The 20,168-nt window shown below is 64.3% G+C and carries 17 protein-coding genes; 10 read left to right on the top strand and 7 right to left on the bottom strand.

What is annotated here, in order from left to right:
- Positions 1-59: 59 nt before the first annotated feature.
- The 3 genes from ligB to LU688_RS25050 form a co-directional block, all read right to left on the bottom strand.
- Positions 60-1,760 carry an NAD-dependent DNA ligase LigB gene (gene ligB, locus LU688_RS25060; protein WP_160290837.1) on the bottom strand — a complete coding sequence of 567 codons (1,701 nt, stop codon included), beginning with the start codon at positions 1,758-1,760 and terminating at the stop codon, positions 60-62.
- Between the two features lie 144 nt (positions 1,761-1,904).
- A complete protein-coding gene (gene metK / locus LU688_RS25055) occupies positions 1,905-3,095 on the bottom strand; it encodes a methionine adenosyltransferase (protein ID WP_038706913.1) in 1,191 nt (396 codons plus the stop codon).
- A 19-nt stretch (positions 3,096-3,114) separates the two neighbouring features.
- The gene (locus tag LU688_RS25050) at positions 3,115-4,107 is read right to left on the bottom strand and encodes an ArsR/SmtB family transcription factor (protein ID WP_104444805.1); all 993 of its coding nucleotides are present in this window, start codon (positions 4,105-4,107) and stop codon (positions 3,115-3,117) included.
- 229 nt (positions 4,108-4,336) lie between these two features.
- On the opposite strand from LU688_RS25050, the gene tkt reads away from it, so the two are divergent.
- The 9 genes from tkt to LU688_RS25005 all read left to right on the top strand — a co-directional run bounded on the left by tkt (position 4,337) and on the right by LU688_RS25005 (position 13,720).
- Positions 4,337-6,334 carry a transketolase gene (gene tkt / locus LU688_RS25045; protein WP_104444806.1) on the top strand — a complete coding sequence of 666 codons (1,998 nt, stop codon included), beginning with the start codon at positions 4,337-4,339 and terminating at the stop codon, positions 6,332-6,334.
- A gap of 129 nt (positions 6,335-6,463) precedes the next feature.
- Positions 6,464-7,525: an erythrose-4-phosphate dehydrogenase gene (gene epd, locus LU688_RS25040; protein WP_023631030.1), complete on the top strand. Its 1,062-nt coding sequence runs from the start codon at positions 6,464-6,466 to the stop codon at positions 7,523-7,525.
- A 12-nt stretch (positions 7,526-7,537) separates the two neighbouring features.
- A complete protein-coding gene (locus LU688_RS25035; protein WP_038706911.1) occupies positions 7,538-8,701 on the top strand; it encodes a phosphoglycerate kinase in 1,164 nt (387 codons plus the stop codon).
- 32 nt (positions 8,702-8,733) lie between these two features.
- Positions 8,734-8,952, top strand: a complete 219-nt coding sequence (locus LU688_RS25030) for a hypothetical protein (RefSeq protein ID WP_031315764.1) — start codon at positions 8,734-8,736, stop codon at positions 8,950-8,952.
- Between the two features lie 78 nt (positions 8,953-9,030).
- The gene (locus LU688_RS25025; protein WP_104444808.1) at positions 9,031-9,360 is read left to right on the top strand and encodes an MliC family protein; all 330 of its coding nucleotides are present in this window, start codon (positions 9,031-9,033) and stop codon (positions 9,358-9,360) included.
- A gap of 100 nt (positions 9,361-9,460) precedes the next feature.
- Positions 9,461-10,525 carry a class II fructose-bisphosphate aldolase gene (gene fba / locus LU688_RS25020; protein ID WP_023631710.1) on the top strand — a complete coding sequence of 355 codons (1,065 nt, stop codon included), beginning with the start codon at positions 9,461-9,463 and terminating at the stop codon, positions 10,523-10,525.
- Positions 10,526-10,746: 221 nt separating this feature from the next.
- Entirely contained in the window at positions 10,747-12,864 is a 2,118-nt protein-coding gene (locus LU688_RS25015; protein WP_160291091.1) for a putative bifunctional diguanylate cyclase/phosphodiesterase, read from the top strand.
- Positions 12,865-12,902: 38 nt separating this feature from the next.
- Positions 12,903-13,403, top strand: coding sequence for a M48 metallopeptidase family protein (locus LU688_RS25010; RefSeq protein WP_023631708.1), 501 nt, complete (start codon positions 12,903-12,905; stop codon positions 13,401-13,403).
- 14 nt (positions 13,404-13,417) lie between these two features.
- A complete protein-coding gene (locus tag LU688_RS25005) occupies positions 13,418-13,720 on the top strand; it encodes a winged helix-turn-helix domain-containing protein (RefSeq protein WP_023631707.1) in 303 nt (100 codons plus the stop codon).
- Between the two features lie 19 nt (positions 13,721-13,739).
- Here the strand turns inward: LU688_RS25005 and LU688_RS25000 are convergent, their stop codons facing one another.
- On the bottom strand, positions 13,740-14,192 hold the full coding sequence (locus tag LU688_RS25000; protein WP_104444809.1) for a GNAT family N-acetyltransferase: 453 nt from the start codon (positions 14,190-14,192) through the stop codon (positions 13,740-13,742).
- Between the two features lie 211 nt (positions 14,193-14,403).
- Between LU688_RS25000 and LU688_RS24995 the strand changes: the two genes are divergently transcribed.
- On the top strand, positions 14,404-15,141 hold the full coding sequence (locus tag LU688_RS24995; RefSeq protein ID WP_104444810.1) for a substrate-binding periplasmic protein: 738 nt from the start codon (positions 14,404-14,406) through the stop codon (positions 15,139-15,141).
- Positions 15,142-15,168: 27 nt separating this feature from the next.
- Here the strand turns inward: LU688_RS24995 and yccS are convergent, their stop codons facing one another.
- The 3 genes from yccS to dbpA all read right to left on the bottom strand — a co-directional run bounded on the left by yccS (position 15,169) and on the right by dbpA (position 20,092).
- On the bottom strand, positions 15,169-17,352 hold the full coding sequence (gene yccS / locus LU688_RS24990) for a YccS family putative transporter (protein ID WP_160291092.1): 2,184 nt from the start codon (positions 17,350-17,352) through the stop codon (positions 15,169-15,171).
- A 166-nt stretch (positions 17,353-17,518) separates the two neighbouring features.
- On the bottom strand, positions 17,519-18,700 hold the full coding sequence (locus LU688_RS24985; protein WP_094012354.1) for a BaiN/RdsA family NAD(P)/FAD-dependent oxidoreductase: 1,182 nt from the start codon (positions 18,698-18,700) through the stop codon (positions 17,519-17,521).
- Positions 18,701-18,754: 54 nt separating this feature from the next.
- The gene (dbpA, locus tag LU688_RS24980) at positions 18,755-20,092 is read right to left on the bottom strand and encodes an ATP-dependent RNA helicase DbpA (protein ID WP_232888263.1); all 1,338 of its coding nucleotides are present in this window, start codon (positions 20,090-20,092) and stop codon (positions 18,755-18,757) included.
- Positions 20,093-20,168: the final 76 nt, after the last annotated feature.

Raw genomic sequence — 20,168 nt, 5'->3', positions numbered from 1 at the left:
CGGATTTAGGAACCCTTGGTGGGGCTTTAAACGGCAAACTCGGAGTTACCCTACGCTCGTCATTGTTCGGCGGTGTCGTTCGAGTGCTGGAAACCGGCGATACGATACCCGCCCAGTTGCGCGGCAAGGGCTTGAACATCTTCTGTTGCAAAAAAAACCTCGAGTTGTTTCGATTTTGCGCCACCGACCCCCGGCGAGGCTTGCCATGCGTCAGCCGATCGGGTTGCGAGCGTCGACCAGTCGGCCTCCAGCGGCATCTCCTGAGGCAAGGGCGCGCCCAGCGCTTTCAACCACTGGTGGAAGGAGCGCAGGTGAGCCGCGCTGAAACTGTCATGAAGCTGTCGGGCCCTGGCGTCGCCGAGACCCGGCACCTTCGTCAGGACTTGGGTGTCGAGCTCCAGCCAGTCCACGAGGGAGGTCACCAGGCCGGCATTCACCAGTCGGCGCCAGGTACCCGGTCCGATCCCTGGCAGGGCCAGCCCCTGCTTGCCGCTCAACCAGTTCAATCGGGCAATGAATTGCTCTTCGCAGCCAGCGCCAGCCCGCCAGCAAGTGTGGGCGTCATACTGGCCGGCAGCCGGTGAGGCCACGGGCTGTCGCACGACCGTGCGATGTACCACGTCGTCAAACCGCGGAACGGTGAGGCCGGCAAGGCTGATGGCCACCTGGTCGCCAGGGCGAATATCGAGTTTCTGCCAGCGAGCCAGGGAACCAAGGCTGACCTGGGAAACCTGACGGTCGTCCAGTTCGACAGGCGCCAGATGCAGGATGGGGGTTACCTTGCCAGTGCGTCCAATGCGAAAGCGCACTTCGCGCACCTCGGCCAGTGCCTGGGAGAAGGGGTATTTCCAGGCCGCAATCCAGTAAGGGGCCTTGGCCTGCCAGCGTTCGGCGGGCGGGCGGCTGTCCTGGCGCAGGATCACGCCATCGGTGGCGAAGGGCAGGGCGGTGCGATACCAGTGCAGGCGCATCTCGGCGGCCTGCTCCGGGCTGGCGATGGCGACGCTGTAGCGCTGGCTGTCGGCAAAGCCCATGGCGGCCAGTCGCTCGAGACGCTCTGTCTGGGTTTGCGGCCCGTGCGGCCAGTCCCAGACGAACAGGCCGATGCTCGCGCCGAGCGCTGTGTCCAGCTGCTTGCGTGCCATCAGCCCGGCCACGTTGCCGCGAGCGTTGAGGCTGCCTGCCTGGGCCTGCACATGGCCCTCCAGGCGTTTGTACAGTTCCCCTTGCAGCACCAGGTCCACAGGCTGCGGCAGCTGTCGGGTGATGGCGCCGAGCGAGGGAATATGCCGGCTCCAGTCATGGCCCTGGACGCCATCGCCACGGCTGAGCAGCCGGACCAACCGACCCTTCTGGTAGACCAGGGAAACCGCGACGCCGTCGACCTTGGGCTGTATCCAGACATCGCGTTTGTCGGCCAGCCAACGACGCATTGCCTGTTCGTCAGGGAGCTTGTCGACGCCGGTGTGGACGATCGGGTGTGCAATCGGACCGCGTGCGCTTGCCAGTGGGGCGGGCGCCGCGTCTGGCAGGTTGAAGCACCGCTGTAGCAGCAATTGGCGCTGGCGGCTCTGGTCATAGAGCTCGTCGGCCACCAATGACTTGCCCTGACGATGGTAGTGGTCGTCCCAGCGGGCCAGGGTCTCGCCCAGCCGGGCCATTTCGGCATTCGCCTGGGATACGCTCCAATCCGGACACTGGCCGGCCTGTGCGCTGGCGATGAGTATCGGCAGGAGCATGAGTATCAGCAGCAACGGCATGGCCGGCATCCTTGCGAGGCGGTAAGGAGTCCTCAGCCTAGGTGTCAGCTGCGCGCTGCGACGTGCCGCATTGTCAGACGATATGTCACGAAAAAGCCCCTGCCGATTGCTCGGCAGGGGCTTTCTTTTACTGCTGTAGGAGACTTACAGGCCGGCGGCGTCGCGCAGGGCGGCGGCGCGGTCGGTGCGCTCCCAGGTGAAGGTGGTGAAGGTGTCGTCACCCACGGTCTTCTGCTGCGGGGTACGACCGAAGTGACCGTAGGCAGCGGTTTCCTGGTACATCGGGTGCAGCAGGTCGAGCATGGTGGTGATGGCGTACGGACGCAGGTCGAAGCATTCGCGCACCAGTTGCACGATCTTCTCGTCCGAGACCTTGCCGGTGCCGAAGGTGTTGATCGAGATGGAGGTCGGCTGGGCCACGCCGATGGCGTAGGACACCTGGATCTCGCAACGCTCGGCCAGGCCGGCGGCGACGATGTTCTTGGCCACGTAGCGGCCGGCGTAGGCGGCGGAACGGTCGACCTTGGACGGGTCCTTGCCGGAGAACGCGCCACCACCGTGGCGAGCCATGCCGCCGTAGGAGTCGACGATGATCTTGCGGCCGGTCAGGCCGCAGTCGCCCACCGGGCCACCGATGATGAAGTTGCCCGTCGGGTTGATATGGTACTGGGTACCCTTGTGCAGCAGCTCGGCAGGCAGGGTGTGCTTGACGATCAGCTCCATCACCGCTTCCTGCAGGTCTTTTTGCGAGACCTCGGGGTTGTGCTGGGTCGACAGTACGACCGCGTCGATACCGACGACCTTGCCGTTTTCATAGCGGCAGGTGACCTGTGACTTGGCGTCCGGGCGCAGCCAAGGCAGCAGCTTGGACTTGCGCGCCTCGGCCTGGCGCTCGACCAGGCGGTGCGAGAAGCAGATCGGGGCCGGCATCAGCACGTCGGTCTCGTTGCTGGCGTAGCCGAACATCAGGCCCTGGTCGCCGGCACCCTGGTCTTCCGGGCGGGAACGGTCGACGCCCTGGGCGATGTCCACCGACTGCTTGCCGATGATGTTCATCACGGCGCAGGTGGCACCGTCGAAGCCGACGTCGGAGCTGTTGTAGCCGATGTCGATGATCACGTTACGTACAAGGTCTTCCAGATCGACCCAGGCCGAAGTGGTGACTTCACCGGCGATGATGGCGACACCGGTCTTGACCAGGGTCTCGCAGGCCACGCGGGCATACTTGTCCTGGGCGATGATGGCGTCCAGCACCGCGTCGGAGATCTGGTCGGCGATCTTGTCCGGATGCCCTTCGGACACGGACTCGGAGGTGAAAAGGGAGTATTCGCTCATCTCGATGGGTTCCTGAAATTTACCGATGTTGTATGTCGCCAGTGGCCCGCTGGAAATGCCGGACCTGGATCTGAAAACCGTTACGCAAGCCCACGTAGAGGCTGTCCCCGGGGGCCAGCCCTGCCGCGTTGGCCCAACGGGCCAGGTCGTCCTGCTCGAAGCCAAGCCACAGGTCGCCGCAGGCTTCGCGCGCCCACCCCTGGTCATGGCTGCACAGCTCGGTGACCAGCAGGCTGCCGCCCGCTTTCACCCGTCTGGCCAGCAGGCGCAAGGCCTGGGCCGGGTCGCTGAAATGGTGCAGGACCATGTTCAGCACAACGCAGTCGGCTTCCACATCCGTTGTACCCAGTGCATCGGCCAACTGCAGGTTCACGTTGTTCAGTGCATTGCGCTCACAGACCTGGCGCGCCAGCTCGAGCATGGTCGGGCTGTTGTCCATGGCCGTGACCTGGTCGAAGCGGCGCGCCAGGTCAGGCAGGAAACCGCCGTCGCCAGGCCCCACTTCCAGGGCGCTGGCGCCGACGCCGAAGCTGAGCTTGTCGAGCAATGCCAGCAGGCTTTCGCGGTACTGCGGCAAGCCGGCGATGAGGTCCTGCTGGGCGCGGAATTTCTCTTCGACGCGCTGGAAAAAGTCCTGGCTGGTGGCGGCGCGGCGCTGTTGCACCAGGGCGATACGTGCCTGTACGTCCACGGGCAGCGAGAGGTCGTCGGCTTCCTCCAGCAGCGCCGTGTGCAGGCGGCCACCCAGGCGCTGACTGTCGGGCAGGGCGCGGCGGTAGAAGATCGCATTGCCCTCGCGACGGGTCGCCACCAGGTCGGCCTGGGCCAGTACCTTGAGGTGGTGGCTCATGCCCGACTGGCCGATGTCGAAGATCTGCGCCAGCTCCAGCACGCCGAACGAGTCGTTGGCCAATGCGCGCAGCACGTTCAGGCGCAGAGGATCGCCGCCGGCCTTGCACAGGGCGGCCAGCTCGTCGCTGCGTTGCGGGGTGATGGGCGCATTGAGGTTCATGGGGCGGGAGTCTAGTCAGGGGATGCTCTCGTCGCAATAGCAATATCAAAAAGTTTTGATATTGCTGGATGGGTGGTGGTTTCGCAGGCGGATTTCTCGTGAAAAGCAGGCCAAACACAGGAAAAAAGCCCGACTGCGACCATACGTCATTGCCCCCGGCCCCCCCTGTGGGCGAAAATGGTCGCCTTTTTTCGCTTCACCACCCTTTCAAGCCCCAGGAGACTCAGCGATGCCCAGCCGTCGTGAACGTGCCAACGCCATTCGTGCCCTCAGCATGGATGCCGTGCAAAAGGCCAACAGCGGCCACCCAGGTGCCCCCATGGGTATGGCGGATATCGCCGAAGTGCTTTGGCGCGACTACCTGAAGCACAACCCGAGCAACCCGAACTTCGCCGACCGTGACCGCTTCGTGCTGTCCAACGGTCACGGCTCGATGCTCATCTATTCGCTGCTGCACCTGACCGGCTACGACGTCACCATCGACGACCTCAAGGCCTTCCGTCAGCTGCACAGCCGCACCCCGGGCCACCCGGAGTTCGGCTACACCCCAGGCGTGGAAACCACCACCGGCCCCCTGGGCCAGGGTCTGGCCAACGCCGTGGGCTTCGCCCTGGCGGAAAAGGTGCTGGGCGCCCAGTTCAACCGTGAAGGCCACAACATCGTCGACCACAACACCTACGTGTTCCTCGGCGACGGCTGCATGATGGAAGGCATTTCCCACGAAGTCGCCTCGCTGGCCGGCACCCTGGGCCTGAACAAACTGATCGCCTTCTACGACGACAACGGCATCTCCATCGACGGCGAAGTGCACGGCTGGTTCACCGACAACACCCCGGCGCGCTTCGAAGCCTACAACTGGCAGGTGATCCGCAACGTCAACGGTCACGACGCCGACGAGATCAAGATGGCCATCGACACCGCTCGCAAGAGCGACCGTCCGACCCTGATCTGCTGCAAGACCATCATCGGCTTCGGCTCGCCTAACAAGCAGGGCAAGGAAGACTGCCACGGCGCACCGCTGGGCAACGAAGAAATCGCCCTGGCCCGCAAGGAACTGAACTGGAACCACGGTCCGTTCGAGATCCCGGCCGACATCTATGCCGAGTGGGACGCCAAAGCCGCTGGCGCCAAGGCCGAAGCTGCCTGGAACGAGCGTTTCGACGCCTATGCCAAGGCTTACCCGGAACTGGCTGCCGAGTTCAAGCGCCGTGACGCAGGCGACCTGCCGGCGGACTTCTCCGAGAAGGCCCAGGCCTACATCAACGAAGTCGCTGCCAAGGGCGAAACCATCGCCAGCCGCAAGGCCAGCCAGAACACCCTGAATGCCTTCGGCCCGCTGCTGCCGGAGTTCCTCGGGGGTTCGGCGGACCTGGCCGGCTCCAACCTGACCTTGTGGAAAGGTTGCAAGGGTGTCGAGGCCAATGACGCCAGCGGCAACTACGTGTTCTACGGGGTGCGCGAATTCGGCATGACCGCGATCATGAACGGCGTCGCCCTGCACGGTGGCCTGGTGCCTTATGGCGCGACCTTCCTGATGTTCATGGAATACGCCCGCAACGCAGTGCGCATGTCGGCGCTGATGAAGCAGCGCGTGATCCACGTCTACACCCACGACTCCATCGGCCTGGGCGAAGACGGTCCGACCCACCAGCCAATCGAGCAACTGACCAGCCTGCGCAGCACGCCGAACCTGGACACCTGGCGTCCGGCCGATGCGGTGGAATCCGCCGTGTCCTGGAAAGTCGCCCTGGAGCGCAAGGACGGTCCATCGGCGCTGATCTTCTCGCGCCAGAACCTGCAGCATCAGGATCGCAATGCCCAGCAGATCGCCGATATCGCCCGTGGCGGTTACGTGCTCAAGGACTGCGCCGGCGAGCCTGAGCTGATCCTGATCGCCACCGGTTCCGAAGTGGGCCTGGCCGTCCAGGCGTTCGACAAGCTGAGCGCCGAGGGCCGCAAGGTCCGCGTCGTGTCGATGCCGAGCACCAGCGTGTTCGATGCCCAGGACGCTGCCTACAAGCAGTCGGTCCTGCCACTGGAAGTCGGTGCGCGCATCGCCATCGAGGCTGCCCATGCCGACTTCTGGTACAAGTACGTCGGCCTCGAAGGTCGCGTGATCGGCATGACCACCTACGGCGAGTCGGCACCGGCCTCCGCGCTGTTCGAGGAGTTCGGCTTCACCCTGGACAACATCCTGGGTACCGCTGAAGAGCTGCTGGAAGACTGATGCACCCGGGAGGCTCCGTGCCTCCCGCCTGATCGCGGGGCAAGCCCGCTCCCACAAGGCATCCCGGTGCCTTGTGGGAGCGGGCTTGCCCCGCGATGGTCGTTCAACGCACCTGCACGTGAGTATCGAATGCCCCACCCGCGTCCCTACAAAGTTGCACTCAACGGTTACGGCCGCATCGGCCGCTGTGTCCTGCGCGCACTGTTCGAGCGAGGGGCGAAGGCCGGTTTCGAGATCGTCGCGCTGAACGACCTGGCCGACCAGGCCAGTCTGGAATACCTGACGCGCTTCGACTCCACCCACGGGCGTTTCCCCGGTGAGGTGAAAGTCGACGGCGATTGTCTGCATATCAATGGCGACTGTGTGAAAGTGCTGCGCAGCGCCACCCCCGAAGGCATCGACTGGGCCGCCCTGGATGTCGACCTGGTACTGGAGTGCTCTGGCGCCTACAACACCCGAGCCGACGGCCAGCGTTTTCTCGATGCCGGTGCGCCACGGGTGCTGTTCTCGCAGCCGATGGCCAGTGAAGCCGACGTCGATGCCACGGTGGTCTACGGCATCAACCAGGGTTGCCTGACCGGCAACGAACTGCTGGTATCGAACGCGTCCTGCACCACCAACTGCGGCGTGCCCCTGCTGCGGGTGCTGGACCAGGCCTTTGGCATCGAGTACGTACAGATCACCACCATCCACTCGGCGATGAACGACCAGCCGGTGATCGACGCCTATCACCATGAAGACCTGCGCCGCACGCGCTCGGCATTCCAGTCGGTGATTCCGGTGTCCACTGGTCTGGCGCGGGGCATCGAGCGCCTGCTGCCGGAACTTGCCGGGCGAATCCAGGCCAAAGCGGTACGCGTGCCAACCGTCAACGTGTCGTGCCTGGACATCACCCTGCAGACCGCGCGCGACACCAGCGCGGCCGAGGTCAACCGGGTGTTGCGCGAGGCCGCCCTGGTTGGCCCGCTAAAAGGCTTGCTGGCCTACACCGAGCTGCCCCACGCCAGCTGTGATTTCAACCATGACCCGCATTCGGCCATCGTCGATGCCAGCCAGACCCGTGTCTCAGGCTCCCGCCTGGTGAACCTGCTGGCCTGGTTCGACAACGAATGGGGGTTTGCCAACCGTATGCTCGACGTTGCCGAACACTATCTGCACGTCGTCCACCCAACCCGCAGCAAACAGCCCTGAAGGACTGCATTCATGACCGTGTTGAAGATGACCGACCTCGACCTGCAAGGTAAGCGCGTACTGATCCGCGAAGACCTCAACGTCCCTGTGAAAGACGGCGTGGTCGCCAGCGATGCGCGTATCCTGGCAGCGCTGCCGACCATCAAGCTGGCCCTGGAGAAGGGCGCGGCGGTAATGGTCTGCTCGCACCTGGGGCGCCCGACCGAAGGCGAGTTCTCCGCCGAGAACAGCCTCAAGCCGGTTGCCGACTACCTGGGCAAGGCCCTGGGCCGCGACGTGCCGCTGGTCGCCGACTACCTCGACGGCGTTCAGGTGCAGGCCGGTGACCTGGTGCTGTTCGAGAACGTGCGCTTCAACAAGGGCGAGAAGAAGAACGCCGACGAGCTGGCGCAGAAGTACGCCGCCCTGTGCGACGTGTTCGTCATGGACGCGTTCGGCACCGCGCACCGCGCCGAAGGCTCCACCCACGGTGTTGCCAAGTTCGCCAAGGTCGCTGCTGCCGGCCCGCTGCTGGCGGCCGAGCTGGACGCCCTGGGCAAGGCCCTGAAGGCGCCGGCCAAGCCGATGGCGGCCATTGTTGCCGGCTCCAAGGTGTCGACCAAGCTGGACGTGCTGAACAGCCTGAGCACTGTGTGCGACCTGCTGATCGTCGGCGGTGGTATCGCCAACACCTTCCTCGCCGCTGCCGGTCACCCGGTGGGCAAGTCGCTGTACGAGGCTGACCTGGTCGAAACCGCCAAGGCCATCGCCGCCAAGGTCAATGTGCCGCTGCCGGTCGACGTGGTGGTTGCCAAGGAATTCGCTGAAAGCGCCGAAGCTACCGTCAAGGCGATCGCCGACGTGGCGGCTGACGACATGATCCTCGACATCGGCCCACAGACCGCTGCCAACTTCGCCGAACTGCTGAAGTCGTCGCAGACCATCCTGTGGAACGGCCCGGTCGGTGTGTTCGAATTCGACCAGTTCGGCAACGGCACCAAGGTACTGGCCAAGGCCATCGCCGACAGCGCCGCATTCTCCATCGCCGGTGGCGGTGACACTCTGGCAGCCATCGACAAGTATGGCGTTGGCGCCGATATCTCCTACATTTCTACCGGTGGCGGCGCGTTCCTCGAGTTCGTCGAGGGCAAGGTCCTGCCTGCCGTGGCAATCCTGGAAGAACGGGCCAAGGCCTGAGTTTGAAGGCGCCTGGCAAAGGGAGCGACCTGATGGTCAAGCAATTGCCTGTGATGATCGTGGCAGTGTTGCTGGGCGCCTGCTCCAGCAACACGGGCAGCGAGGCTGACCCGGCGCAGCCGCCCAAGGGCGGTTGCTACCAGTCCCAGTGGCAGGCCGAGACGGCACCGGTGATCAACAAGCGCCTGGGCCCGGACGGCCTGGAAAAGTACGACGACGAGCACCAGCGCAAGGCGCCGGGCTGCCCTTGATCGGGCGCCAGGCAACCTGAAGGCTGTTTTGTGGTCTTGAACATAGGGCTGCTTTGCAGCCCCTGGCGGAGTGATTGAATGAAAGCGCTTCTGGCCGCATTGGCCCTGGCGACCCTGGCAGGCTGTTCGTTGCTGCAACCCGCCCAACCCGCCCCGGCGGACAACTGGACCCGCTGGGTCTGCGACAGCCAGGCCGAGGTGCTGTGGCGCTTCGCCGATGCACAACGGGACGCGGTCGATGTACGCCTGGGTGGCGGCGACCAGGTCTACCGGCTAAAGGCCGAGCCGGGCGCCTCCGGCGCGCTGTACAGCGATGGCATGCTGGCCTTCCACACCAAAGGTGACGAAGGCCTGGTGTATTGGGTGGCGACCAACGATCTGATTGGGCGGGGCTGCAAGGCACCGTGACTGGCCGGGCCGCGCAGGTGGCCCACACTACTTGAACAGCAACCGCCCCTGCGGCAGGCTTGCACGAAACAAACGACGCTTGTCGGGAGAGAGATACACAATGGCACTCATTAGCATGCGCCAGATGCTGGACCACGCCGCCGAGTTCGGCTACGGCGTTCCGGCTTTCAACGTCAACAACCTCGAGCAGATGCGCGCGATCATGGAAGCCGCCGACAAGACCGACTCCCCGGTCATCGTCCAGGCTTCCGCTGGCGCTCGCAAATACGCCGGTGCGCCGTTCCTGCGCCACCTGATCCTGGCGGCCATCGAAGAGTTCCCGCACATTCCGGTGTGCATGCACCAGGACCACGGCACCAGCCCCGACGTGTGCCAGCGCTCCATCCAGCTGGGCTTCAGCTCGGTGATGATGGACGGCTCGCTGGGTGAAGACGGCAAGACCCCGACCGACTACGAGTACAACGTCCGTGTCACCCAGCAGACCGTTGCCATGGCCCACGCCTGTGGCGTTTCGGTAGAAGGCGAGCTGGGCTGCCTGGGTTCGCTGGAAACCGGCATGGCCGGTGAAGAAGACGGCATCGGCGCCGAAGGCGTGCTGGATCACAGCCAGATGCTGACCGACCCGGAAGAAGCGGCCGACTTCGTCAAGAAGACCCAGGTCGATGCCCTGGCTATCGCCATCGGCACCAGCCACGGCGCCTACAAGTTCACCAAGCCGCCTACCGGTGACGTGCTGGCGATCGACCGCATCAAGGAAATCCACAAACGCATCCCCAACACCCACCTGGTGATGCACGGCTCGTCCTCGGTGCCGCAAGAGTGGCTGGCGATCATCAACCAGTACGGCGGCGACATCAAAGAGACCTACGGCGTGCCGGTCGAAGAGATCGTCGAAGGCATCAAGTACGGTGTCCGCAAGGTCAACATCGACACCGACCTGCGTCTGGCCTCCACTGGCGCCATGCGCCGCCTGATGGCGCAGAACCCGAGCGAGTTCGACCCGCGCAAGTTCTTCGGTGAAACCGTCAAGGCCATGCGTGACGTGTGCATCGCCCGCTACGAAGCTTTCGGCACCGCCGGCAACGCCTCGAAGATCAAGCCGATCTCCCTGGAAGGCATGTTCCAGCGCTATGCCAAAGGCGAACTGGCCGCCAAGATCAACTGATCTGGTACCGTTCAACGAAAGAGCCCGCCGCGAAGCGGGCTTTTTTTGTGCGCGCAAGACCCGATTCGTACGTCGGCTGTCCACCGCTTATACCGTTAGTCGGCTAAGATCGGTTCCGATGGCTTATGGCCATGCGCCTGCATTGCGTCTTGAGATGCCGAGACTAGAGTAACAATCGGATCCAATTAAAAGTCGCAGTTGGACTTACCAAGAGAAGCAACATGGATGGCGCTTATTCTCAAACACCGGAAAGCAGTTCGGTTCTGCTGATCGTAGACGACTATCCGGAGAACCTCATCAGCATGCGGGCTCTGCTGACCCGCCAGGATTGGCAGGTATTGACCGCCAGTTCAGGGATGGAAGCCCTGAGCACCTTGCTTGAGCACGAGGTCGATCTGGTGCTGCTCGATGTGCAGATGCCCGAGATGGACGGTTTCGAGGTGGCCCGCCTGATGCGCGGCAGCCAACGCACCCGTTTGACTCCGATTATTTTTCTGACCGCCAACGAGCAGTCCGACGCCGCGGTGCTCAAGGGGTATGCTAGTGGCGCAGTGGATTACCTGTTCAAACCGTTCGACCCGCAAATACTCAAGCCCAAGGTCCAGGCTCTGCTGGAGCAGCAGCGCAACAGGCGCATGCTGCAACGGCTGACCCGTGAACTGGAGTCGGCGCGGGCGTTCAACGCCTCGATCCTGGAAAATGCCGCCGAGGGCATCCTGGTGGTGGATGAGGGGGGCAGCATCGATTTCGCCAACCCGGCCATCTCGCGCCTCCTGGATGCGCCGGTGGAGAAGCTGCAAGGCGCGCATATGCTGGACCTGATCCAGCTCCCCTGCGCCAATCTTTGGCCTGAGTCGGACTTTTACCAGGCCTATCTGGGGCGGCAGATCTTCCGTGTCCACGACGCCCAGTTGCGCACCCTCGGTGGTCAGTTGGTGCCCGTAGCGCTGTCCTGCGCGCCTTTGCCCGCCGAGCAGAAAGCCATGGTGGTCACGGTGCTGGACATGTCGGTGGTGCGTAGCCTGCACCAGCAACTGGAGTACCAGGCAGTGACCGATCCTTTGACCGGGTTGCTCAATCGCCGTGGCTTCTACCAGACAGCCGAAAGCGCGTTGCTGCGCAACGAGCGTTCAGACAAGGCCAAGGCCCTGATGTACATGGACCTGGACGGTTTCAAGCGGATCAACGACCTGCTCGGCCATGACGCTGGCGATACCGTCCTGCGCTGGGTGGCTGACCAGCTCAAGGAATGCCTGGGCAGCGAGGCGCTGCTGGCGCGTATGGGCGGCGACGAGTTTACCGCCCTGTTCGATGGCCTGCCGTACCCCGAGCAGGCCGGCCGCTACGCCGAGAAACTGCTGGAGCGTATGTCGAGCTTCCAGCAGGTGGATGGGCTGGAGGTGAACCTGGGGGTGAGCATCGGCATTGCCACCTACCCGGACTGTGGCGCTAACGTGGAAGGCCTGTTGCGCGCCGCCGACGCGGCGATGTACGCGGCCAAGCAGGCCGGACGCCAGCAGTATCGCTTCTACGACCAGGAACTCAATGGCCGCGCCCGCTCGCGGCTGATGCTCGAGGACAGTGTGCGTACAGCCATCGAGCAGAATGACTTCACTCTGGTCTACCAACCGCAGGTGGCTTTCACCGATGGCCGCTTGCGGGGCTTCGAGGCGTTGTTGCGCTGGCAGCACCCCAGCGTTGGCGACGTGCCGCCCGGACTGTTCATTCCCCTGCTGGAGGAGGCTCGTCTGATCAACCGCCTGGCCAGCTGGATCTATCGCAAGGGCGCCGCGCAGCGCAATGCCTGGAGCGAGCGCTTCGGTTCGCAACTGGTGCTGGGTATCAGCCTGAGCCGCGCCCAGTTCACCATGCCTGGGTTGGTCGATGAACTGGCCCAGGTCATCGACAAGCACCAACTGCAGCCCGCCCAACTGGAAGTGGAGGTGGCCGAGACCTCGTTGATGTACAACATCGACGCGGCGGTGAAGCAGGTGCACCGCCTGCGAGAGCTGGGCATTCGCGTGGCGTTGGACGACTTCGGCGCCGGCGACTGCTCGTTGCGCATGCTGCGCGACCTGCCTATCGACACGCTCAAGCTCGACCGCCACCTGGTCGCGCGGTTGCCGGACTCGGCGGCGGATATCGCCTTGGTGCGCAGCGTCATCGACCTGTGCGCGGCCTACGACATCACGGTAATCGCCGAGGGTGTCGAGACTCGGGCCCAAGCCGAATGGCTCAAGGGCGCCGGTTGCGCCTACGTGCAGGGGTTCCTGGTGGCCCGGCCGCTCACTGCCGACGCCGCTGGCGATTTCCCGGCGCTTTTCCCATGGGCGTCGTGATTGGCTAAACTCGCGTCTTCTCGTTCCGAACGCCAGCCATGACCGCCCTACGTTACCTGCAAGCCTACCCGCCGCACCTGCAGGAACAGGTGCGCCAGATGATCGCCAGCGATCGCCTGGGCGACTACCTGCGCCAGCGCTATCCCGAACGCCACGACGTGCAGAGCGACAAGGCCCTGTACGGCTATGCCCAGGAAATCAAGCAGCAGTACCTGCGCAGTGCGCCGCCGCTGGACAAGGTCCTGTTCGACAACCGCCTGGACCTCACCCACCGTGCATTGGGCTTGAACACGGCGGTATCGCGGGTGCAGGGCGGCAAGCTCAAGGCCAAGAAGGAGATCCGCGTCGCCTCGTTGTTCCGCGAGGCAGCGCCGCAGTTCCTGCGCATGATCGTGGTGCATGAGCTGGCGCACCTGAGGGAGCGCGATCACAACAAGGCGTTCTACCAGCTCTGCCAGCACATGGAGCCGGACTACCATCAACTTGAATTCGACCTGCGCGTCTACCTGACCTATCGGGAACTGCCGGGCAACACCTGAGGGACAAGCACCCCATGACCACGGAAGTGAGCAAGACCCGCAGCAGCTTCTACCGCCGCCTTTACGTGGCCTGGCTGATCGACAGCCAGACCGCCACCAGTGTGCCGGCGTTGATGGAGGCCACCGGCATGCCCCGGCGTACCGCCCAGGACACCATCGCCGCCTTGGCCGACCTGGACATCATCTGCGAGTTCGAGCAGCAGGCCGGTGCGCGCAACCATGCCGGGCATTACCGGATTCACGACTGGGGCGCGATCGACAAGCAGTGGATCATCCAGCACCTGCGGCAGATCCGTGACGTACTGGGCTACCCTTGAGCGTCGCGGGGCAATGCCCTCAGCCCTTGCGCATGCCGATATGCGGAATATCGTCCTCGAGGTACTCCTCGCCCACCACCTCGAAGCCATGGCGGTTGTAGTAGCCCTGCAGGTGCGCCTGGGCCGACAGGTACACCGGCGTCCCCGCCCAGCAGTGCGCTGCGCACTCCAGCCCCTTGAGCAGCAACTGATGCCCCACCCCGCCCCCACGCGCCGACGGGGCGGTGACCACCCGGCCGATCACCACGTCGCCATTGTGTGATTGCGGGTCGAGCAAACGCAGGTAGGCCACCAATCGGTTCCCGTCCCAGCCCATCAGGTGCAGGGTATCGCCTTGCAGATCGAGCCCGTCGACTTCCTGGTAGGCGCATCGTTGCTCGACCACGAACACCTCGGTGCGCAGTTGCAGGATGGCGTAGAGTTGTTCCTTGGCGAGGTCGCCATGGTGCTTGCAGATCCACTCGATGGACATGGGGGGTCTCCTTCGGTTGACCGTCGATCATCGCAAATCCAGGCGGTCACGACGAGGGAGAATGACGCCGTCCAGGATTCGGCCAAAATAGAGGCTAAATGACATTATCGTCCGCTGCCGCCAGGATTTGGCTTGTGTAATCTGCAACCTCCGTTGCTAGTTAGAGATCGCCGTCACCAGCGTGGGCCCCCAACTTCGAAAGGATTTGAGCATGCGGCCACTGCTTTGCGTTCTTGCATTACTGGGACTGTTGTGCGCGGGGCCTGCCCTGGCCCATGGCAAGCTGCGGCTGGTGGCCGACAGCTGGCCGCCTTTCACCGATACCAGCATGCCCGGTGGCGGCCTGGCCACCAGCATCGTCACCACGGCGCTGACCCGTGCCGGCTACGCCACCGAGTTCGAGGAGGTGCCCTGGGCCAGGGCGCTGATGGGGGTGGGCGAGGGGCGCTACGATGTGTTGATCAATGCCTGGTACAACCAGGAGCGCACCCTGATCGGCCAGTTCTCTGCAACCTACCTGGTCAACCGCATCCGCCTGCTCAAGCGTGAAGGCGAGGCTTTTGCCTATGCCCGCCAGGCTGACCTGTACCCTTACACCATCGCCGTGGTGCGCGACTACGCCTATTCCCCCGAATTCGACAGCGACGAACGCCTGAACAAGGTACTGGTGCGTAACTTTTCATCAGCGGTGCGCATGCTGGCGGCCGGGCGGGTGAACCTGGCGGTGGAGGATGAATACGTGGCGCGCTACAACCTGCAGCGCGAGCCGCAGCAGGTGCGCGAGGGTGTGACCTTCGTCGAGCCGCCGCTGGGCGAGAACAGCCTGCACATCCTGGTGAGCCTCAAGCACCCGGAGCACAAGAAGATCGTGGCGCGTTTCGAAAAAGCCATCGCCACCATGAAGGCCGACGGCAGCTACGCCCGCCTGATGCGCCAGCATGGTTTCTGAGCCCGCTCCTGGTGTGGGAGCGGGTAATCAGGCGGGCTGGCCTTCCTTGATCAGATGCCCGGCCAAGGTCCGCAACGGCCCCAACTGCCGGCAGATCAGCGCCAATTGCGTCTGCACCAGGCGCTGATGCTCGTCCAGTTCCTCGGGCATCTGTTCCAGCGCGTTGGCCAGCGCCTCCTCGGCGTCACTGTGGATCGCCACCGGCAAGCGTGCCGCCAGGCCATTGGCGATCTCGTCCAGGCTGCTGGCCAGGCTCCGCCCGGCACCATCGATCAACTGCTCGTGGACTTCGGCCGGCAGCGCTGTATCGCGGTGCGCGCCCAGCCCCGAGAGGTAACTCAGCAAGGTATGTGACAACACCAGGAAGCGGAAGCCGACGTCGGCCTCCTTACGGAAATGTCCTGGCTCCATGAGCATGTTGGCCAGGGTGGTCGACAGTGCCGCGTCGGCATTGTGCGCATTGCGCCGGGCCAGGCGGTAGGCCAGGTCGTCACGCTTGCCATGGGCGTATTGCTGCATGATCTGGCGCAGGTACTCGCTGGCGCAGGCGAGGGTGTTGGCCAGTACCTTGTTCAACCGTCGGCCTTGCCAGTCGGGCAGGAACAGGAACACCGCGAGGATGGCGATCAGGCTGCCGACCAGGGTATCGAACAGGCGTGGCAGGAACAGCCCGTAGCCATCGCCGATCTGGTTGAAGCAGAACAGCACCATCAGGGTGATCGCCGCCGTGGCCAGGGTGTAGCGGGTGGTGCGGTTGACGAAGAACACCACCCCCGCGACCACCGCGAACAGCGACTGGACGATCGGGTTGGGGAACAGGTCGAACAGCGCCCAGCCCACGGTCAGGCCGATGGCGGTGCCGATGATCCGCTGCACCAGTTTGCGCCGCGTCGCGCCATAGTTGGGCTGGCAGACGAACAACGTGGTGAGGATGATCCAGTAGCCCTGGGTCGGGTGGATCAGGTGGACCATGCCATAGCCCACCGACAATGCCAGCGACAGGCGCAGGGCGTGGCGGAACAGCAGCGAGGTGGGCGTCAGCTGGGTGCGCAGGCGTTTCCACACATCCTTGAAATTGCGTGGTGAGCGGTCGAGCAGGCTGCTGTCGCTGGCATCGGCCAGGCTGTCCGGGTTGCTGGCGGCGCTGAGCAGGCGGTCCAGCGTGGCCAGGTTGGCCGCCAGGGCTCGTAGTGAACGCAGCAGGCCGCGCCAGGCTGGGTTGTTCTGGGTGCGCAGGTGCTCCAGCGAGGCATTGAGGTCTTCAAGGGCCTCTGGGTAGCCGCTGGCGAGTACGAAGGGTTGGCGCAGGCGGATCGAGCGGGCCAGTTCCTGGCAGGATGAGCCCTGATTGCGCAGCAGGCGCTGGCAGCGGAACATCACATCGCTGTGGAAAAACGCCTCGGTCAGCGCGTTGTAGGGGTAGTGCGAGGCGCTGACCCGCTCATGGATGTCCTGGGCCAGGAAGTACAGCTTGAGGTAGCGGCTGACCTTGGAGTTGGGCTGGCTGTTGCCGACCCGGTGCAGGATGATTTCCTTGGCAGCGTTGAGCGCGGCGACCACCTTGCCATTCTGTTTTGCCAGTTCCAGGCGCGTGGCCTCGACATCGAGGGTGCGGACCGGCTCGAACAGACTCGCCTTGAGCTTGAGGTAGCTGCCCAGCTCGTAGAACAGCCTGGCCAGGCTCTGTTGCACCGGCTGGTTGGAAAACAGCGCCTGCCACAACACCGACAGCAGTCCGTACCAGGCCGCACCCGTGACCAGCAGCAACGGCTCGTGCCAGAAATCGCTGACCTCTCCGCCGCGCTGGTCGACACCGATCATGGTGTAGACCGAGAGGATCAAGGTGGCCGAGGCGATCGCCCCATAGCGTTCGCCCAAGGCTCCGAGCATGGTCAGGGAGAACGCCGCCAGGGCCAGCGCGACCGCGAAGATCCAGGGGTAGGGGAACAACAGCTCGACCGACAGCGCGGCGACGGCGAAACAGCCCAGGGTCACCAGCAGGGCACTGAGGCGTCCCTGCCAGCCATCGTCGGTCTCGGCAAGGGCGCTGGCGATGATGCCCAGGAACAGCGGGATGAGCAGGCTCATCTCGTTCTGGTACCAGCACCAAGCCATGCTGCCGGTGAGGGCGATGGTCACACGGATGGCATAGCTGAACTTGTCTTGGCCCCACAGGCGACGCAATGAATGGCGGAACGAGCTCGATGACATGATGGCCTGCTGGGCAGTATTCGAAAAAGAATCTCTGGGGCCCCATCGCGGGGCAAGCCCTCTCGCACCGTTATGACGTGGGAGCGAGCTTTCCCCGCGATGGTTTCGCACCCTTCACAACACAGAACCAGCAAGAAGCGTTCCGTGCTGCTGAATGGATTCTACTCTACACGAACTGCGCCGCAGCGTTGGCCGAAGCCCAAGCCCACTGGAAGTTGAAACCGCCCAGGTGCCCGCTCACGTCCAGCACTTCGCCGATGAAGTACAGCCCAGGGCTCTTCAGCGATTCCATGGTTTTCGAAGACACTTCGCGGGTATCCACCCCGCCCAGGGTCACTTCTGCAGTGCGATAGCCTTCGGTCCCCGCCGGAACCACCTGCCAGGCCGCCAATTTTTCGGCGACCTGCGCCAGTTCCGCAGGGGTGTACTGCTTCAGCGGCTTGGATTCGAACCACTGCTCGGCCAGCAAGTTGGCCAGCTTGCGGGTGAATACCTCGGCCAGCACGGTCTTCAGCTCGCTGTTGGGACGCTCGGCTTGTTGGCCTTGCAGCCATTCCAGGGCGTCGCGATCAGGCAGCAGGTTGATCTCCAGCGTGTCGCCGGCCTCCCAGAAGGACGAGATCTGCAGGATCGCCGGCCCGCTCAGGCCACGGTGAGTGAACAGCAGGTTCTCGCGAAAGCTGGTGCCATTGCAGCTGGCGATGCAGTCCAGCGAGGTGCCGGACAGCTCGGTGCACAGTGCCTTGAGCTGGGGCTCGGTAATGGTGAACGGCACCAGGCCGGCGCGGGTGGGCAGCAGTTCGTGGCCGAACTGGCGGGCGACCTGGTAGCCGAAGCCACTGGCGCCGAGCGTCGGGATCGACAGGCCGCCGGTGGCGATCACCAGTGACTGGCAGGCGAATGGGCCGGCGCTGGTCTGCAGGGTGTAGCCGGCCTCGGTCTTTTCGATCTTGTCGATGCTGGTGTTCATCCGCAGCTCGGCGCCGGCCTGGTCGCACTCGGCCAGGAGCATGTCGAGGATGTCGCTGGACTTGTTGTCGCAGAACAGCTGGCCGAGTTTCTTCTCGTGGTACGGCACACCGTGCTTGCACACCAGCTCGATGAAGTCCCACTGGGTATAGCGGGCCAGCGCCGACTTGCAGAAGTGCGGGTTGTGCGAAAGGAAGTTGGCGGGTTCGGTGTACATGTTGGTGAAGTTGCAGCGCCCGCCGCCGGACATGAGGATCTTCTTGCCCGGTTTGTTGGCGTGGTCGAGCACCAGCACCCGGCGCCCGCGCTGGGCGCTGAGCAGGGCGCACATCAGGCCGGCGGCGCCGGCGCCGAGGATGATCACGTCGGTGGAGTGCACGGTTTTACCTCTTCAATGGCCGGCGATGGGCTGCACAGCAGCCCCAAAAAGACTTCAGACGATACGGACTTTCAGGGCGCGACCCTTGATCTTGCCGCTGTTCAGGCGCTGCATGGCCTGTCTGGCCACTGCCCGCTCCACGGCCACGAACGCGACGAAGTCGAAGATGGCAATCTTGCCCACCTGCTTGCCTGGCAACCCGGCGTCGCCGGTCAGCGCACCGAGAATGTCACCCGGGCGCAGCTTGTCCTTGCGCCCGGCGGCGATGCACAGGGTGGTCATTGGTGGCAGCAGCGGCTCGCCACCTTTGCTTTTGAGGCTGTCCAACTGTTCCCAGCGCAGCGGCTGCTTCTGCAGGTCTTCTATGGCCTGGGCGCGATGGCCCTCGGCCGGCGCCACCAGGCTGATCGCCACGCCTTTCTCGCCTGCACGACCGGTACGGCCAACGCGGTGCACGTGGATCTCGGCATCACGCGCCAGTTCGACGTTGATGACCATGTCCAGGGCATCGATGTCCAGGCCGCGGGCAGCGACGTCGGTTGCTACCAGCACCGAGCTGCTGCGGTTGGCGAACATGGTCAGCACCTGGTCACGGTCGCGTTGCTCCAGGTCGCCGTGCAGGGCCTGGGCGACGATGCCCTTGGCGGTCAGATGGGCGACGACGTCTTCGCACTGCTGCTTGGTGAAGCAGAACGCCACGCAGGACTGTGGACGGTAGTGGCCGAGTACACGGGTCACGGCGTCCAGGCGCTGCTGAGCGTCGATCTCGATGAAGCGCTGTTCGATCTGGTTGTCGCTGTGCAGCGCTTCGACCTTGACCTGCTGCGGCTGGCGCATGAAGGCCTTGGCCAACTGCTCGATGCCGGCCGGGTAGGTGGCCGAGAACAGCAGGGTCTGGCGGCGCGACGGGGTCTTGCCGATGATGCTGGCGATGGCGTCGAAGAAGCCCATGTCGAGCATGCGGTCGGCTTCGTCGAGCACCAAGGTGTTGAGTCCGTCGAGCACCAGGGTGCCTTTGTCCAGGTGCTGCTGGATGCGCCCCGGGGTGCCGACGATGATGTGCGCGCCGTGTTCCAGCGAGGCGATCTGCGGGCCGAGCGAGACGCCACCGCACAGGGTGAGGATCTTGATGTTGTCCTCGGCGCGGGCCAGGCGACGCAGCTCCTTGGCCACCTGGTCGGCCAGCTCGCGAGTCGGGCACAGCACCAGCGCCTGGCAGCCGAAGTAGCGCGGGTTGATCGGGTTGAGCAGGCCGATGCCGAAGGCGGCGGTCTTGCCGCTGCCGGTCTTGGCCTGGGCGATCAGGTCCTGGCCCTTGAGGATCACCGGCAGGCTCTGGGCCTGGATCGGGGTCATCGAGGCGTAGCCCAGGGCGTCCAGGTTGGCCAGCATGGCGGCGGACAGCGGGAGGGTGGCAAAGGCGGTGGTTTCAACGGTCACGAGGCGGGCCTGCGGCTGGAGCGAAAAA

It is taken from the genome of Pseudomonas soli (assembly GCF_021283165.2).
In the GTDB taxonomy this organism is placed as follows: domain Bacteria; phylum Pseudomonadota; class Gammaproteobacteria; order Pseudomonadales; family Pseudomonadaceae; genus Aquipseudomonas; species Aquipseudomonas soli.
Note: the sequence above shows the minus strand (reverse complement) of the source record. Positions and strands in the feature narration are given on the sequence as shown.